This is a genomic window from Arthrobacter sp. 05L421 (genome assembly GCF_056397785.1).
This window is the reverse complement of record NZ_JBFTOC010000009.1, coordinates 109,949-125,646: the sequence shown is the minus strand read 5'-3', so window position 1 is coordinate 125,646 and position 15,698 is coordinate 109,949. Positions and strand designations below refer to the sequence as shown.

General features: G+C 66.4%; 14 protein-coding genes. 9 read left to right on the top strand and 5 right to left on the bottom strand.

Annotated features, from left to right (window positions below; genetic code table 11):
* Positions 1-47: 47 nt before the first annotated feature.
* The 4 genes from lipB (at position 48) to AC1DKQ_RS12670 (ending at position 3,119) form a co-directional block, all read left to right on the top strand.
* On the top strand, positions 48-716 hold the full coding sequence (lipB, locus tag AC1DKQ_RS12685) for a lipoyl(octanoyl) transferase LipB (protein WP_377988148.1): 669 nt from the start codon (positions 48-50) through the stop codon (positions 714-716).
* Positions 713-1,720 (top strand): lipoyl synthase, encoded by a 1,008-nt coding sequence (gene lipA / locus AC1DKQ_RS12680; RefSeq protein ID WP_476884852.1) that lies wholly within the window; start codon positions 713-715, stop codon positions 1,718-1,720. Before lipB ends, lipA begins: the two co-directional genes overlap by 4 nt.
* A gap of 90 nt (positions 1,721-1,810) precedes the next feature.
* Positions 1,811-2,572, top strand: a complete 762-nt coding sequence (locus AC1DKQ_RS12675) for a DUF4191 domain-containing protein (protein ID WP_377988149.1) — start codon at positions 1,811-1,813, stop codon at positions 2,570-2,572.
* Between the two features lie 142 nt (positions 2,573-2,714).
* A complete protein-coding gene (locus AC1DKQ_RS12670) occupies positions 2,715-3,119 on the top strand; it encodes a DUF3817 domain-containing protein (protein WP_476919164.1) in 405 nt (134 codons plus the stop codon).
* Between the two features lie 107 nt (positions 3,120-3,226).
* Here the strand turns inward: AC1DKQ_RS12670 and AC1DKQ_RS12665 are convergent, their stop codons facing one another.
* Positions 3,227-3,664: an RDD family protein gene (locus AC1DKQ_RS12665; protein WP_476919163.1), complete on the bottom strand. Its 438-nt coding sequence runs from the start codon at positions 3,662-3,664 to the stop codon at positions 3,227-3,229.
* A 284-nt stretch (positions 3,665-3,948) separates the two neighbouring features.
* Here AC1DKQ_RS12665 and glnA (AC1DKQ_RS12660) point away from each other — a divergent pair, with 284 nt between their 5' ends.
* Positions 3,949-5,373 (top strand): type I glutamate--ammonia ligase, encoded by a 1,425-nt coding sequence (gene glnA, locus AC1DKQ_RS12660; protein WP_476884855.1) that lies wholly within the window; start codon positions 3,949-3,951, stop codon positions 5,371-5,373.
* A gap of 855 nt (positions 5,374-6,228) precedes the next feature.
* Complete coding sequence (locus AC1DKQ_RS12655) at positions 6,229-7,596, top strand: hypothetical protein (protein WP_476919162.1); 1,368 nt, start codon at positions 6,229-6,231, stop codon at positions 7,594-7,596.
* A 37-nt stretch (positions 7,597-7,633) separates the two neighbouring features.
* On the opposite strand, the gene AC1DKQ_RS12650 is transcribed toward AC1DKQ_RS12655, so the two are convergent.
* The 4 genes from AC1DKQ_RS12650 to glnA (AC1DKQ_RS12635) form a co-directional block, all read right to left on the bottom strand.
* Positions 7,634-8,149, bottom strand: coding sequence for a GNAT family N-acetyltransferase (locus AC1DKQ_RS12650; RefSeq protein ID WP_476919161.1), 516 nt, complete (start codon positions 8,147-8,149; stop codon positions 7,634-7,636).
* A 49-nt stretch (positions 8,150-8,198) separates the two neighbouring features.
* Positions 8,199-8,615 carry a VOC family protein gene (locus AC1DKQ_RS12645; protein ID WP_476919160.1) on the bottom strand — a complete coding sequence of 139 codons (417 nt, stop codon included), beginning with the start codon at positions 8,613-8,615 and terminating at the stop codon, positions 8,199-8,201.
* Positions 8,616-8,687: 72 nt separating this feature from the next.
* Positions 8,688-11,699 (bottom strand): bifunctional [glutamine synthetase] adenylyltransferase/[glutamine synthetase]-adenylyl-L-tyrosine phosphorylase, encoded by a 3,012-nt coding sequence (locus AC1DKQ_RS12640; RefSeq protein WP_476919159.1) that lies wholly within the window; start codon positions 11,697-11,699, stop codon positions 8,688-8,690.
* Between the two features lie 9 nt (positions 11,700-11,708).
* A complete protein-coding gene (glnA, locus tag AC1DKQ_RS12635) occupies positions 11,709-13,049 on the bottom strand; it encodes a type I glutamate--ammonia ligase (RefSeq protein WP_277526911.1) in 1,341 nt (446 codons plus the stop codon).
* 262 nt (positions 13,050-13,311) lie between these two features.
* Between glnA (AC1DKQ_RS12635) and panB the strand changes: the two genes are divergently transcribed.
* The 3 genes from panB to AC1DKQ_RS12620 all read left to right on the top strand — a co-directional run bounded on the left by panB (position 13,312) and on the right by AC1DKQ_RS12620 (position 15,642).
* The gene (gene panB, locus AC1DKQ_RS12630; protein ID WP_476919158.1) at positions 13,312-14,250 is read left to right on the top strand and encodes a 3-methyl-2-oxobutanoate hydroxymethyltransferase; all 939 of its coding nucleotides are present in this window, start codon (positions 13,312-13,314) and stop codon (positions 14,248-14,250) included.
* 213 nt (positions 14,251-14,463) lie between these two features.
* On the top strand, positions 14,464-14,853 hold the full coding sequence (locus tag AC1DKQ_RS12625) for a PLDc N-terminal domain-containing protein (RefSeq protein WP_476919157.1): 390 nt from the start codon (positions 14,464-14,466) through the stop codon (positions 14,851-14,853).
* Between the two features lie 30 nt (positions 14,854-14,883).
* Positions 14,884-15,642 carry an MBL fold metallo-hydrolase gene (locus AC1DKQ_RS12620; RefSeq protein WP_476919156.1) on the top strand — a complete coding sequence of 253 codons (759 nt, stop codon included), beginning with the start codon at positions 14,884-14,886 and terminating at the stop codon, positions 15,640-15,642.
* The last annotated feature ends 56 nt before the right edge of the window (positions 15,643-15,698 follow it).

The following is a 15,698-nucleotide window of genomic DNA, read 5'->3' as shown; positions in this document are numbered from 1 at the left end:
AAGCACACAAACGGGCGCTAGGTGCGGCTGGGTCTAAGCTTGATGCCATGACTCTTGAGTTCAAACAGCTGGGTCTCGCCCCGGACTTCATCGATTACACGCGCGGCTGGGACATCCAGCGCGAATTGCATGAAAAAGTCCTCGCGGGCACCGCGCCCAGCACTGTACTGCTGCTCGAACACTCCGCGGTCTACACCGCCGGCAAGCGCACCGAAGACCACGAACGGCCCTTCGACGGAACTCCCGTTGTGGCCGTGGACCGCGGCGGCAAGCTCACGTGGCACGGCCCCGGCCAGCTGGTGGGCTACCCGATCATCAAGCTGAAGAACAAGGCCGGCATCCGCGACTACGTGGAACGCCTGGAAGCCGTGATCATCGCCGTCCTGGCGGACTACGGCATTGACGCCGTCCGCATCAAGGGCCGCGCGGGCGTCTGGATCGAACAGGACGCCAAAGGCCCGGACCGCAAGATCGCGGCCATCGGCATCCGCGTCAACGAGGGCGTCACCATGCACGGCTTCGCGATCAACTGCAACAACGATCTCGCCCCCTACGGCCAGATCATTGCCTGCGGCATCAGTGACGCCGGAGTCACCACCATCGCCCAAGAACTTGGCAGGGACGTCACCCCGGCGGACCTCGTGTCGCGGATCACCGAAGAACTGCGCAACAATGAACAAGCCCTAGTTGCAACCCCAGAAGGAGCTCTACTGTGACACTGGCACCAGAAGGCCGGAAGATGCTGCGCATTGAGCAGCGAAACGCGGCCACACCGGTGGAACGTAAGCCGGAATGGATCAAGGCCAAGGTCCAGATGGGCCCGGAGTTCGTCCAGCTCAAAAACCTCGTCAAGAAGGAAGGCCTCCACACGGTGTGTGAAGAGGCCGGCTGCCCGAACATCTTCGAATGCTGGGAAGACAAGGAAGCGACCTTCCTGATCGGCGGCTCCGAATGCACCCGGCGCTGCGATTTCTGCCAGATCGACACCGGCAAGCCCTCGCCCGTGGACATGTTCGAGCCCACCAAGGTGGCCCGCTCGGTCCAGGCCATGGCGCTGCGCTACGCCACCGTGACCGGTGTGGCCCGCGACGACCTCGCTGACGAGGGCGTCTGGCTGTACGCCGAGACGGTCCGCAAGATCCACGAGCTGAACCCGGGCACCGGCGTCGAACTGCTGATCCCCGATTTCTCCGGCAAGCCCGAGCACATCGAGGCGATCTGCGACTCCAAGCCCGAGGTCTTCGCCCACAACGTCGAAACCGTGCCCCGGATCTTCAAGCGGATCCGCCCGGCGTTCCGCTACGACCGCTCCCTGGACGTCATCACCCAGGGCCGCAAGCTCGGCATGGTGACCAAGTCCAACCTGATCCTGGGCATGGGCGAGACCCGCGAGGAAATCTCCGAGGCGCTGCGGGACCTGCACGAGGCCGGTTGCGACCTGATCACCATCACCCAGTACCTGCGCCCGTCCGAGCGGCACCTGCCGGTGGACCGCTGGGTCAAGCCGCAGGAATTCGTGGACCTGCAGAACGAGGCGGACGAGATCGGCTTCCTCGGCGTCATGTCCGGGCCCCTGGTGCGCTCCTCGTACCGCGCCGGCCGGCTCTGGGCCACCGCAATGCGCAAGAAGGGCTGGGAAATCCCGGCCGAACTCGCACACATCGAAAGCTCCGGCAGCACCCGCCAGGAAGCCAGCTCGCTGCTCGCAGCCCATTCCTGAATTCCGTTCTAACACCCTTCCGGCCAAGGGCCGGCACCGGAGTCATCCGGTGCCGGCCCTTGGCCGTCCATCACGTAGAATTAAGGCACTATGGCGAATTCCCCTGATCCCAGCAACTCCAGCCCGGCTTCCGATGCTCCGAAGCGCGGACTTTTCTCCCGCAAGCCCAAGGCAGCAAAGGCCAAGAAGCCGAGCCGGCTGAAGCAGATCGGCGAAGTCTTCCAGATGACTCGCCGCCACGATCCCATGGTTCCGTGGCTGATGTTGCTGGCCTTCCTGGGTGTTGTTGCAGTCAGCCTCCTGGTCGGGTTCCTCCTCGAAAACTGGATCACCGGCCTGATCATCGGCATCGCACTGGGTGCCCTTGCGGCCACGCTGATCCTGTCCCGCCGCGCCGAGCGTGCCGCGTTCGCGCAGATCGAGGACCAGCCGGGCGCTTCGGGTGCCGCACTGGGCACGCTCAAGCGCGGCTGGATCACCGAGGACCAGCCCGTAGCCGTGAACCCCCGCACGCAGGACGCCGTCTTCCGCGCCATCGGCCGTCCCGGCGTCGTGCTCGTCAGCGAAGGCCCCAGCAACCGGGTCAAGCCGCTGGTCGACGCCGAGCGCAAGCGTCTTGCCCGCATCCTGCCCAACGTCACCATCCACGTGATCGAGAGCGGCCGCGGCGAGGGCCAGGTCCCGCTCAGCCAGATCGCCAGGAAGATGAACAAGCTCAAGGGCGAACTGACCAAGACCGAGGTCAGCGCCGTGTCCAAGCGCATTTCCTCGCTCGGCGGCCGCCTGCCCATCCCGAAGGGCATCGATCCCTACAAGGCACGTCCGGACCGCAAGGCGGCCCGCGGACGCTAGGCCCTGCCCGCAGCGCCACCCAATAGCGCAGCAACCAGTAACGCAGAAACGCCCCGGTTTACGGCCACCTCAGGCCGCCAGCCGGGGCGTTTTTATTACCGCCGGACATCTACCGATGGATGCCAGGAACCAGGAGAAGCACATGACATTCCCACCGACCGCCATGATGATCCGTATTTTCCGGGGGCTGGCCATCGCCGAAGCGTTCAGCTGGGCGGCGTTGCTGTTCGGCATGGTGCTCAAATGGGTGACCAAAACGACGGAGCTCGGCGTGGAAATTGCCGGTCCGATCCACGGGGCATTCTTCATCGGCTACGCAATCGCGGCGTTGAGCTTGTGGGCGAAGCTTCGCTGGCCATTCCGGGTTGCCTTGCTCTCGGGCCTGTCCGCCGTCGTCCCCTTCGCAACCGTCTGGTTTGAACGCTGGGCCGGGCGCCGCGGTCACCTCAATGCCACTAGCGCCGGGGCTGCGACACAGGGAAGCGATCAGAGCGAAGTTTCAGACGCTTCGGACCGCGACGACGACACTGTTTCCACAGCGGTTTGACGGGGATCAGGCCGGGTCTGGCCGTCGCTGACCATGCTGGGCCTGCACAGTCCGCCGTCGGGCCTCCGTCAACTGGCGGGGATCCGCCGTCGGGACCCGAATGAAAGCTACATCCGGACGAGCACGGTATTCATGGCCTTGTCGTGGAGGCCGCGCTGGTCCGGGTCGAAGATGACGGCAGGGATGACCAGGCACAGCAGCAGCGTCCGCACGAGGGCCGCGAGCGGGCCCGCCGGGCCTCCGCCCAGCCGGACCACGTGGATCCCCGCGATCCGGTGACCGATGCTGTAGCCGAGGGTGCCGATCAGCAGGGTCTGCTCGATGGCGAACACGGCGAGGGTGGCCCAAGAATCGCCGGCGAAGGCGAAATTGCTGATCAACAGCGCAATGCCCCAGTCAATGCAGATCGCGAGAATGCGCCGGCCGGCACGGGCGATCGATCCCGGCCCGGCGTCGGGCAGTCCTAGCCGCTCCCCCGGGTACCTGGAGATGCCGGATGTGTCCGGCCCGGTGAGCCATGAACCGATGTCTTTGCGATCAACCACCCTCCAATCTTATCGGCTCTCGCATGTCCACAGTGTGGGCGGTAGGGTGTCACACTGTGGACCGTATAGGCCACAGTGTGGACCGGCGACTAGCGTTTACGTGTCAGGGCATTCTGTAACCTCCCTGAAACAATGCGGACACTGCGGGGAAATCCCATGTCCTTAGGGTGGTAACAGTTGCTAGCGACTGCGAAGCGGGGGAACTTTTTTGCTTCCCCGCTTGTTGGACTGCGCTGGACCAATGTGCCTGACGGCCAGATTTTTCATATGCGTAAGGAGCATAGATGTTCAAGACTGCGGACGAAGTCCTCAAGTTCATCAAGGACGAAGACATCAAATTCGTCGATATCCGCTTCACCGATCTCCCTGGCGTTCAGCAGCACTTCAACGTGCCCGCCAAGAGCGTTGACGCCGACTTCTTCGTTAACGGCCAGCTGTTCGACGGATCTTCGATCCGCGGCTTCCAGGGCATCGCCGAGTCTGACATGCAGCTCATCCCGGACGTCACGACGGCGTTCCTCGATACGTTCCGCATGGAGAAGACCCTTGCGCTGAACTTCTCGATCGTGAACCCGCGTACCGGTGACCCGTACCACCGCGATCCCCGCGGCGTGGCCGAGAAGGCAGAGGCCTACTTGGCTTCCACCGGCATCGCCGACACCGCGTTCTTCGCCCCCGAGGCCGAGTTCTTCGTCTTCGACAACGTCCAGTACCAGTCCTCACCCCAGGGCAGCTTCTACAAGATCGACTCCGAGGAAGCACACTGGAACACCGGCCGCGAGGAAGAGGGCGGAAACCTCGGCTACAAGACCCCCATCAAGGGCGGTTACTTCCCGGTTTCCCCCACCGACAAGCAGGCCGACCTGCGTGACGCCATGTGTGTTGCCCTGGATGAGGCCGGCCTTGAGGTCGAGCGCAGCCACCACGAAGTCGGCTCCGCCGGCCAGGCTGAGATCAACTACAAGTTCACCACCCTGACCCACGCGGCTGATGACCTGCAGAAGTTCAAGTACGTCATCAAGAACACCGCCGACGCCTGGGGCAAGTCCGTGACCTTCATGCCGAAGCCGGTCTTCGGCGACAACGGCTCGGGCATGCACTGCCACCAGTCGCTGTGGAACGGTGGCGAGCCGCTGTTCTACGACGAGAAGGGCTACGCCGGCCTGTCCGACATGGCCCGCTGGTACATCGGCGGTCTGCTGAAGCACTCCTCCGCCGTCCTGGCCTTCACCAACCCGACGGTGAACTCCTACCGCCGCCTGGTCAAGGGCTTCGAAGCTCCGGTCAACATGGTCTACTCGCAGGGCAACCGCTCCGCCGGTATCCGTATCCCGATCACGGGCTCCAACCCGAAGGCCAAGCGCATCGAGTTCCGCGCGCCGGACCCCTCCTCTAACCCGTACCTGGCGTTCGCCGCCCAGCTGATGGCCGGCATCGACGGCATCCGCAACCGGATCGAACCCCCGGCTCCGATCGACAAGGACCTCTACGAGCTCCCTGCCGAAGAAGCCAAGGACATCCCCAAGGCTCCGGGCACCCTCGAGGAGGCCCTGGATGCACTGGCCGAGGACAACGAGTTCCTGCAGGCCGGCGGCGTCTTCACCCAGGACCTGATCGACACCTGGATCGAATACAAGTACGAGAACGAGATCCGTCCGCTCTCACTGCGCCCGAACCCGTACGAGTTCGAGCTCTACTACGGCGTCTAGTTAGATCACGCGGCTGAACCGGGCATGGTCCGCAGAAAGTCAGCAAGAACGTAGATACAGAAACGGCCCTCCTACCGATCCCGGTAGGAGGGCCGTTTTCGTTTGCCCGGCACTTATTTGCGGATTGAGCGGTCGATCAGTCGGATCTATAACCCATCTCCGCATGGCCAAAAGAGAGGTCGCGTAGTTCGTCGTGACTACGTCAGCAAAGCCCCCATCAGAAACTGCTTGTGCCTGGACAGGGTTCGGAGTTGCATAAAACTATGAACCCAATGGCGTCCCTGGACACGCCCGAGGTTTCCGGGGATGTTGTTCTGTTGATCGTAGGAATAGGCGTGGCTGCGATCATTCTAATGGCGGCCTTCCTGACCTTTCTTTACTACCGCGACCGGGCCGAAGACCAGCGATCCAGTCAAGTACCGATGCGTCACCGATCCTTTGGCGGGTCCCACCGGCGCTTCTAGCCCATTTCCTATTGGCGCCAGTCCGGCTGGTAGTCATGGTTAGCTGTGATTTTCGGCTTTACGTAGGTCGCCCTGGCGGACTCTTTGCCGTTCCGGAGCCGTCATCGCGGCTGCGTCGTACGGCAGTACTTTCTCCGCATTGTTCGAGGTGGACCAGAGCCGATGTGACTGTCTTGTATCATTTGCCTTGGTCCCTTCCCGCACACGGCGAGGGCATTCTTTGGGGGAAATGTTGATGGGAACTCTTGCGCGCGCGGCTTCTGCCGCCGGTGCTGCCATAATCTTGTCTGCAATGTGTTTCGCGGGTCCAGCAGAGGCCACTTCTGCCTGCTGGGACTCCGAAAGCGGGCAGCGGTGCCGCGACTTTGGCCGGGGGTCCGCGGTCCGGGCGGTGGACCGCCCAACCTTCTCCGGCATCCTCACAGTGGGTGAGACCCTCACCTCGTATGCTGGCGAATGGGAACGGGCCCAAACACTGAAGTACCAGTGGCTGCGGGACGGGATCGTCATTCCCGGCGCCGACGGCGAGACGTATGAGATCGAGGCGACCGACGACGGCCGGTCCCTGGCCCTGCGCGTGACGGGCTCCGCCACCGGGCTGGAGGACGGCGTAACGACCACCCAACCGTCGCCCAAGGTCCGTGCAACCAACACGGCCGTGTATACATCCTCGCCGGCCATCGTCGTCACCGGCGAAGCCCCATCTGTGTCGGGTTGGACCAGGGTCGGATTTACGTTGGACGTCGACGATTTGGGTAAGTGGTCGACCGACGCTGTGGCCCTGCAGTGGCAAGCCGATGGGGTGGACATCGCGGGAGCCACCACCGACAGCTATAAGATCAGGACTGCCGACCTGGGCAAAGTGGTTACCCTCAAGGTGACCGGCGGCCAGCCAGGCAACGGCAGCGTATCGAAGTCAAACACATCCACGGTTGTCACCCGCGGATATATCCACCCCACAGATGAGATGTGGTTGTCCGGCGGATCCGGTGTCGGCGACAGCCTCAGCGTGAAAGGCAGCGGCGGCTGGTACGCCGACGGTGAGCCGATTACCCTCCTCTACCAGTGGGAGCAGGACGGCCGGCCGATCACCGGAGCCACCGCTGCCACCTATACTGTCGTGACCGCGGACCAGGGCCGTCAGATCCGGGCACAGGTCACCGCAACGGCTCCGGGACACGGGCCGAATACCCAAACGTCGCTATACATCGACATCACCGCCCCGGCACCAGTCGACCAGACGCCGGTAGACCAGACACCCGTCCCTGCGCCCGTGAAGCCAGCCCCCGCGCCGGCCCCGGCTCCCGTGAAACAGGCTCCCGCACCGGCGCCGGCCCAAAATGAACAGGCCCCCGTCAGCCACGCCGAAACAGTCCGGCCGACCACGCGCAATGTCCCCGCGCCCTCCGTCGTTCCTGCGCGGGCCTCTGGTGGTTTCGTGCAGCCGCAGGCTGCAGTGCGGGCCGAGTCACCGGTCGCCGACGCTGCCGGCCCGGTCAAAGCAGCTGCCCCCGTAGACGCCGCGGCCGCCGACACGGCACCGGCTGCCACCGCGGCACCGGCTGCCACGGCCAGCCCGGCTCCTTCATCAACACCCGGGCCTGCCGCCACCACGGCACAGGCGGCCAGCACTAGCCCTGCAATCCCGCTGCCACTGGTCCTGTGGATTGCCGGCGTCCTCATCGCGGCTGGTCTGGTCTGGGTGATCCGGCCGCTGCGTGCCTCGCTGGTCCGGCTTGTCGCCCGCAAGGCCCCTTAGGGCTGGCGAGATACCAGCGCGGCCCAGGACTCCTGGATCAGAATGCCCGGTACATGATGCGCTGCGGGCCGGCGTCGCCGCCTTCGTAGCGGCCGCGGTCCTCGAAACCGGCCTTGCTGTAGGCGGCCAGGCCGCCGGGGTTGAGTTCGTTGACGGAGAGAGCGACTCCGACCTGGCCGCTGCCGAGGCCCGCCGTCAGTTTGGCGGCCTCCCGCACTGCGGCCTCCGCAGCGAGGGTGCCGAGGCCCTGGCCCTGCTGCCGCCGGTCGATCAGGAAGCCCCGCAGCAGCCAGACGGAGTCGTCGTCGGGCCAGCCAGCCAGGGTTGCGGCACCGGCCTGGAGCGTCAGCACGCCGACGGCGGTGCCGTTCTCATCCACGGCGAACGGGTGCCGGGACTCTTCCTCGAGCGCGATCAGCATCATTCGCAGCGGCTCGCCAACGAACCTCTGCTGCCCCTCACCGAGCTCCAGCAGCGCGATCTCCCCCAGCTTGATGGCCCGGGCGTCGTCGTCGAGGTTCTTCAAGGGCAGCAGCCACACATGTCCAGCCATGTAGCCAGCGTACCCGCGCCGGCGGCGCAGGCCGCCGGGAGTGAAGCAGCTACAGGGCGGCGTCCTTGGGCGGACCGGCCGGGTCCATCCAGAAGACTTCCCAGAGGTGGCCGTCCGGGTCCTGGAAGCTGTGCGTGTACATGAAGCCGTAGTCCTGGGCCTCCTCCGACGCCGTGCCGCCGGAGGTCAGGGCCGTTCGGATGACCCCGTCCACGGCTTCGCGGCTCTCCAGCGAAAAGGACAAGATGGCCTCGGCGGTGTCCGCCGTCGCGGCGATCGACTTCGAGGTGAAGGTCTTGAAGTAGGACTCGACGAGCAGCATCACATACGCGCCGTCATTGACGATCATGCAGGTGGCGTTCTCATCGGTGAAGTCGGGGTTGAAGGAGAATCCCAGCGCTGTGAAGAACTCAACGGTCTTATCGAGATTCCGGACGGGAAGGTTCACAAACAGTTGCCTGGCCATCCGCCCAAGGTAGCACCGCGCGGCAATCGTGTCAGTAGCGCTTTTCGGCAGCCGAGTGCCGGCCGGCGCGCATTACTGGCCGTAAAAGACCCGCTCGAAAACTGCCCGGGCCCGCCGGCTCAGCCGGAGGTAGTCCTCTTCGAGCGCCGCGGCGTTGCCCTGACCGTACCCGCACCAGCGGGCCACCGCCTCGAGGTCGCGGCGGGACGAGGGCAGCAGGTCCGAGGATCGGCCGGTCCAGATGACGTTGGCCGACCGGATCCGGCTCGCCAGCCGCCAGGCCCGGAGCAGGACCACAGTGTCTCCCGCGTCTATGAGGTCCAAAGCAGCAGCAGCCTCGAGGGCCTCCACAGTGGACGTGGTCCGCAGCTCCGGGTGCGTGCCGGCGTGCTGAAGCTGGAGCAGCTGGGCCAGCCATTCGACGTCGCTCAGCCCGCCCCGGCCAAGCTTCAGGTGCCGGGCGGGATCGGCCCCGCGCGGCAGGCGCTCCGCCTCGACCCTGGCCTTGACCCGCCGGACTTCCCGCACGTCCTGGTCAGACAGCGACTCCGGGTACCGGACGGTATCGATCAGCGCCACAAAATCCTCGGCCAGGACATCGTCGCCGGCCATCGGGCGCGCCCGCAGCAGCGCCTGGGCTTCCCAGACGAGGGACCACCGGCGGTAGTACTCGGCATAGGACTCCAGGGTGCGCACCATGGGTCCGCTCTTGCCCTCGGGGCGCAGGTCCGCGTCCACCGCCAGCACCCGTTCGGCGAGGATCGCCGGCTTGAGCGGCTGGGTCAGCAGGCTGGAGAGCTTGCCTACGATCTGCACGGCCTGCGCCTGTGCCTCCTCCTCCGGCACGCCGGGGAGCCCGCGGTGGACGTACATGACGTCGGCGTCCGAGCCGTAGCCGATCTCACGGCCGCCCTGTCGGCCCATCGCGACCACCAGCACGTGCGTCTTCAGCGGCTCCTCGGCGGTGATGATCGTCTCCGCCACGCGCAGGGCCCCCAGGACGGCCGCGCGGTCCGTGTCGGCGAGGGCTGCCCCCACCTGGTCCTGGTCCAGCAGGCCCTCACTGTCCGCAATGGCCACCCGCAGGATTTCCCGGCGCCGGATCAGCCGGATCAACCGCATGGCGCTCTCCGGATCCGCGTGCCGGGACATCTTCGAGGTGATCTCAAGCCATTGGGATTCGAAGCTGAGCGGCACCAGTTCCTTGTCCGTGCCCAGCCAGGCCACGGACTCCGGCGAAACCTCCAGCAGGTCCGCGATCAGCCGGGAGTTGGCGAGAACGTGGCAGAGCCGCTCGGCCGCGGCCGTCGAATCCCGGAGCATGCCCAGGTACCAGTGCGTCGTGCCAAGGGCCTCGCTGACGCGCCGGAAGGCGAGCAGTCCGGCGTCGGGGTCCACGCCGTCTGCGAGCCAGTCCAGCAAAATGGGCAGGAGCTGGCGCTGGAGTGCGGCGCGCCGGCTCACGCCGGCCGTGAGGGCCTCGATGTGCCGCATGGCCCCGGGGGGATCGAGGTAGCCGAGCGCCGCGAGGCGGCCTTGGGCGGCTTCCGGCGTCAGGCGCGCCTCTTCGCTGCTCAGGGTGGCGACGGTGTTGAGCAGCGGGCGGTAGAAAATGCGTTCGTGGAGTTCCCGCACGGAGCGCTTGGTCTTGCGCCAGGCGGCCACCAGGGCGTCCGGCTTGGGCCGCTCGGCCGAGAACGGTCCCAGGACAGCCTTGGCCAGGGAGCGCAACGACGCTTCGTTCACGGGCATGAGGTGGGTCCGGCGCAGCTGGAACAGCTGGATCCGGTGTTCGAGCAGGCGCAGGTAGCGGTAGTCGCGGTCGAACTCGGCGGCGTCCGAGCGGCCGATGTAGCCGCCGGCGGAGAGCGCGGCGATGGCCGAGGTGGTGTCCCGGCAGCGCAGCGATTCATCGGACCTGCCGTGCACGAGTTGGAGCAGCTGGACGGTGAATTCGACGTCGCGAAGTCCTCCGCGGCCCAGCTTGATCTGCCGCTGTTCCTCCTCGGCTGGAATGTGCTCGGTGACGCGGCGGCGCATGGCGCGGACGGATTCGACGAAGCCTTCCCGGCCGGCCGAGGACCAAATGAGGGGCGTCACGGCCGCTTCGTAACGGGCGCCCAGCTCGGGGTCGCCGGCAATGGTCCGGGCTTTCAGGAGGGCCTGGAATTCCCAGCTCTCGGCCCAGCGCGCGTAATAGTTTTCGTGCGAGGCGAGGGTCCGGACCAGCGGCCCGGACTTTCCCTCGGGCCGGAGGTTTGCATCCACTTCCCACAGCCCGGGTTCGCGGCTCGTGGACATGATCGCCCGCGAGATCCCGGAAGCCAGGACCGTGCCGATGGTGGTGGCCCGGGTGTCCTCCAGCGCGCCGGAATCAATCACGTAGATGACGTCGACGTCGGAGATGTAGTTCAGTTCGCGGGCACCGCACTTGCCCATGCCGATCACGGCGAGACCGACGTCGGCCACCTCCGCGGCGTCGAACTTCTCCGCTGCCTCCGCCCGGGACACGGCGAGGGCCGCCTCAAGGGCGGCGCCAGCGAGATCTGCCAGTTCCGCACCCGCAGCCGGCATGAAGTCCAGCGGATCGGCTGCGCACAGGTCCTTGATGGCGAGTTCCACGAGCCCGCGCCGGTAGGCGGTCCGCAGGGCGGCGTAGGCCTCCTGTCCGCTAAGGGCCGCCACCGGCCGGGCCGCCTTGGGGTCGGCCCGCACCGACTGCAGCAGCCGGGCCCGGAGGGTCACGGCGTCCGCGGCCAGCGGTTCGGGGCTGATCCGCACCTCGAAGGCGTCGAGGTGCTCGGGGTGGCGGATGAGGAATTCCCCGAGCGCCTCGGACGCCCCCAGGACCCTGTACAGCGGTTCGCTGCTTTCCGGGTCCGCGACGGCAAGCTTGCGCAGCTCCGGGTGCTTCTCGATCAGCCGGACCAGGGACTGCAGGGCCGTGTCCGGGTTCGCCGCCAGCTGCAGCCCCGCGAACAGGGCATCCTGGTCGAGCCCCTCCAGTTCCCGGGCCGCCAGAAACCGCTCGCCCTTGTCGAGATCGCTGAAGCCGGCGGCAATGAGGCGTCGTGCCAGGCTCATTGGGGCAGCCTACAGAATGCCGAGATTGCGTTGCAGCTCGTACGGCGTCACCTGGAGGCGGTAGTCCTGCCACTCTGCGCGCTTGTTGCGCAGGAAGTGCTCGAACACCTGCTCGCCCAGGATCTGCGGCATGAGTTCGGAATCCTCCATGGTCCGGATGGCGTCGTGCAGGCTCGCCGGCAGCGGGTCGTGGCCCATGGCGCGGCGTTCCGCCGAGCTCAGCGACCAGATGTCGTCCTCTGCCGCTGCGGGGAGCTGGTAGCCCTCCTCGATGCCCTTAAGGCCGGCGCCGAGGAGCACGGCGTAGGCCAGGTAGGGGTTGGCGGCGGAGTCGATGCCGCGGTATTCGATCCGCGCGGACTGGCCCTTGCCGGGCTTATACAGCGGGACGCGGACCAGCGCGGAGCGGTTGTTGTGGCCCCAGCTCAGGTAGCTCGGCGCCTCTCCCCCGCCCCAGAGCCGCTTATAGGAGTTCACGAACTGGTTGGTCACCGCCGTGAATTCGGGTGCGTGCTTGAGGATGCCGGCAATGAACTGGCGCGCCGTCTCGGAAAGCTGGAACTCTGCACCGGCCTCGTAGAAGGCGTTGGTGTCCCCTTCAAAGAGCGAGAAGTGCGTGTGCATGCCCGAACCCGGGTGGGCGGTGAAGGGCTTGGGCATGAAGGTGGCATACGTGCCCTGTTGCAGAGCGACTTCCTTGATGACCGTCCGGAACGTCATGATGTTGTCCGCGGTCTGCAGGGCGTCCGCGTAGCGCAGGTCGATCTCGTTCTGGCCCGGCCCGGCCTCGTGGTGGCTGAACTCCACGGAGATGCCGACGGATTCGAGCATGGTCACGGCGGTCCGGCGGAAGTCCTGGGCCACGCCGCCCGGGACGTGGTCAAAGTAGCCGCCCTCGTCCACAGGGATGGGCGATCCGTCGGGGCCCGGCTGCTGGGACTTGAGCAGGTAGAACTCGATCTCGGGATGGGTGTAGCAGGTGAAGCCCATGTCCGCGGCCTTGGCCAGCGTGCGCTTGAGGACGTTGCGCGGGTCCGCTGCGGAGGGTTCGCCGTCGGGTGTCAGGATGTCGCAGAACATCCGGGAGGTGGCCTCAGTCTCCCCGCGCCACGGCAGGATCTGGAACGTGGCCGGATCCGGCTGGGCGAGCATGTCGGATTCAAAGACGCGGGCCAGGCCCTCAATCGATGACCCGTCGAATCCGAGTCCTTCCTCAAAGGCGCCTTCCACCTCGGCCGGGGCCAGGGCCACGGACTTGAGCGATCCCACGACGTCGGTGAACCAAAGGCGCACAAACCGCACATCGCGCTCTTCGATCGTCCGCAGGACAAACTCTTGCTGGCGGTCCATACTGGCCTCTTTCCGGTTCTTCCATCCGCCCCAGGCCCGCCATTCATGGGCCCCGCGGCTGCTCACCGTTCACTTTACTAAGCATTGCCAACGATTGCTGAAGCCGGACCCCCGCGTAACACACCGTTTACACAACGGCCGCCGATTTCGCTGCGTGCGGCGGCGCTGCGCCGCCCCCTGGACCATGCCTGTGACGTGATTCACTGACAGCCGGGATGTCCCCCGGTAGCTGTGTCGACCCGTATCGCACTACGCTCGTGGCATGGCCACCAGCAACAGCTCTGATTCCAGCACGCCCGCCGAACTTGCGGCGCCCTACGGCAACGGCCCGGCAGCTGCTTCCGCGGCCGTCCCCTCCGGAACCACGGGCACCAGTGCGGGATCGGCGGACGCGTCCCGGAAACCGGCGGCCAGGATCCGCACGCATCACCTCCACCAGGCCAAGGTCAGCGGTGAGCGCTTCGCCATGCTCACCGCCTATGACCAGTACACCGCCGAGATTTTTGACCAGGCCGGCATCGAGGTGCTGCTGGTGGGCGATTCGGCCTCCAATAACGTCTTCGGCAACGAGACCAGCCTTCCCGTGACGGTGGACGAGCTCCTACCGCTGTGCCGGGCCGTCGCCCGCTCCGCGCGGCGGGCCCTAGTGGTCGCCGACCTGCCGTTCGGCAGCTACGAGGTCTCCGCCCAGCAGGCGGTGGCCACCGGCGTGCGGTTCCTCAAGGAGGGGCTGGCCCACGCGGTCAAGATCGAAGGCGGTAAGTTCTACGCCGAGACCGTCCGCGCCATGGTCCAGGCCGGCATCCCGGTCATGGCTCACATCGGCTTCACCCCGCAGAGCGAGCACGCCCTCGGCGGTTACCGCGTCCAGGGCCGCGGCGATGACGCCCAGCGGTTGATCGACGACGCCGTCGCGCTGGCCGACGCCGGCGCCTTCTGCGTATTGATGGAAATGGTCCCGGCCGCCACGGCGGCCGCCGTGGATGCCGCCGTCGAGGTTCCCACCGTCGGCATCGGCGCCGGCAGCGCCACCACCGGACAGGTCCTGGTGTGGCAGGACATGGCGGGCCTGCGCGGCGGAAAGATGGCGAAATTCGTGAAGCAGTACGCGGACCTGCGGGCCTCGCTCAGTGACGCGGCGAAGGCATACGGCGAGGACGTCCGTTCCGGCCAGTTCCCCGGCCCGGAGCACTCCTTCTAGCGGCACCTGCGGGCCTCGGTCCCCCCGGCTCCGGGAATCAGCCCGCCGCCGGAGCCCACACCTCATCCTTTACGGACGATGTGTTGCGCGTCCGCTGAGGTCAGGCTGACCTTAAGGTCTGCTTCAGGGCCTCAGCAGATGCTCCGCCGGCCCGGACGGTTTCATGCGCGATGCGCTGGTCTGGCTCCGGCGGACACGATTGGAGGAGTAGCGATGGACACGAATAGCTTCTGGGACGTCCTGCTGTGGAGTTTCTGGTTCTTTATCTGGATCGCCGCATTGATGGTGTGGTTCCGCTGCCTGATGGACTTGTTCAGCGACCATGAGCTCAGCGGCTGGGGCAAGGCCGGCTGGGTGATATTGCTGATCTTCGTGCCCTGGCTCGGTGCCCTTATCTACCTGATCGCCCGGGGCCGCAGCATGGCCGACCGGCAGATGAAGGCACTGGCCCAGCAGCAGGCCGCCCAGCAGGAGTACATCAAGCAGGCCGCCGGCACGTCGGCCAGCCCGGCCGGCCAGATCGCCGACGCCAAGGCGTTGCTCGATTCCGGAGCCATCGACCAGACCGAGTTTGATTCCCTTAAGGCCAAGGCCTTGGCCTGACGCTGGCTTGATGCGACGGTAACGCCCGGCATGAGAATCACCTGGCTTGGTCACTCCACGGTGGTTCTGGATCTCGACGGGGTGCGGGTCCTGACCGATCCGCTGCTTCGTCCCCATGCCGGGCTGCTGCGTCGCCTGGCACCGCGGCCGGAGCCGGCGTCGTGGAGCCGGCCGGACGTGGTGCTCCTCTCCCACCTGCACCACGACCACGCCGAGTTGCGCTCCCTGCGCATGCTGCGCGGGGCGGCGCTGATGAGCGCTCCGGCCAACGTGGCTTGGCTGCGCCGCCGAAAGCTGACGCACACGGTTCCGCTGGGCGACGACTGGACCCCGGTGGGCAGCGGGGTCCAGATTCGCCAGGTCCCGGCCAAGCATCGCAGCCGCCCCATGCCACACCGCCCCAACGACGCCAATGGCCAGCTCGTGCGGGGCCCATCGGGCATCGTCTGGATCGCCGGGGACACGGGGCTGTATCCGGAGATGGCTGCGATTCCTGCCATGGCGGGAGGGCCGATCGATGTCGCCCTGGTACCGGTCTGGGGGTGGGGACCGCGGCTCTCGAAGGGGCACCTGTCGCCGGAGAGCGCCGTCCGGGCTGTCGCGATGAGCGGCGCGCGATTCGCCCTCCCGGTGCACTGGGGAACGCTGCACCCTCCGTTCTTCACACACTTTGCCCGGGGCTGGCTCGAGCAGCCCGGACAGCGGTTTGCGGACGCGATAGCGGAGCAGGCTCCTGGCTGCACGGCGGTGGTCCTCGCTCCCGGCCAGTCCTGGGTGACGCCCGCGTGAGCCACTGAACCGGTCATTCAGCCCAGTCAGGCAATCCCGCTAATTCAACCCAGTCA

What these genes read in the sequence shown, in the direction of transcription:
- lipB (WP_377988148.1), top strand. Translation starts at nt 48, where the DNA reads ATGACTCTTGAGTTCAAACAGCTGGGTCTCGCCCCGGACTTCATCGAT.
- AC1DKQ_RS12675 (WP_377988149.1), top strand. Translation starts at nt 1,811, where the DNA reads ATGGCGAATTCCCCTGATCCCAGCAACTCCAGCCCGGCTTCCGATGCT.
- AC1DKQ_RS12670 (WP_476919164.1), top strand. Translation starts at nt 2,715, where the DNA reads ATGACATTCCCACCGACCGCCATGATGATCCGTATTTTCCGGGGGCTG.
- glnA (WP_476884855.1), top strand. Translation starts at nt 3,949, where the DNA reads ATGTTCAAGACTGCGGACGAAGTCCTCAAGTTCATCAAGGACGAAGAC.
- AC1DKQ_RS12650 (WP_476919161.1), bottom strand. Translation starts at nt 8,149, where the DNA reads ATGGCTGGACATGTGTGGCTGCTGCCCTTGAAGAACCTCGACGACGAC.
- AC1DKQ_RS12645 (WP_476919160.1), bottom strand. Translation starts at nt 8,615, where the DNA reads ATGGCCAGGCAACTGTTTGTGAACCTTCCCGTCCGGAATCTCGATAAG.
- AC1DKQ_RS12640 (WP_476919159.1), bottom strand. Translation starts at nt 11,699, where the DNA reads ATGAGCCTGGCACGACGCCTCATTGCCGCCGGCTTCAGCGATCTCGAC.
- glnA (WP_277526911.1), bottom strand. Translation starts at nt 13,049, where the DNA reads ATGGACCGCCAGCAAGAGTTTGTCCTGCGGACGATCGAAGAGCGCGAT.
- panB (WP_476919158.1), top strand. Translation starts at nt 13,312, where the DNA reads ATGGCCACCAGCAACAGCTCTGATTCCAGCACGCCCGCCGAACTTGCG.
- AC1DKQ_RS12625 (WP_476919157.1), top strand. Translation starts at nt 14,464, where the DNA reads ATGGACACGAATAGCTTCTGGGACGTCCTGCTGTGGAGTTTCTGGTTC.
- AC1DKQ_RS12620 (WP_476919156.1), top strand. Translation starts at nt 14,884, where the DNA reads ATGAGAATCACCTGGCTTGGTCACTCCACGGTGGTTCTGGATCTCGAC.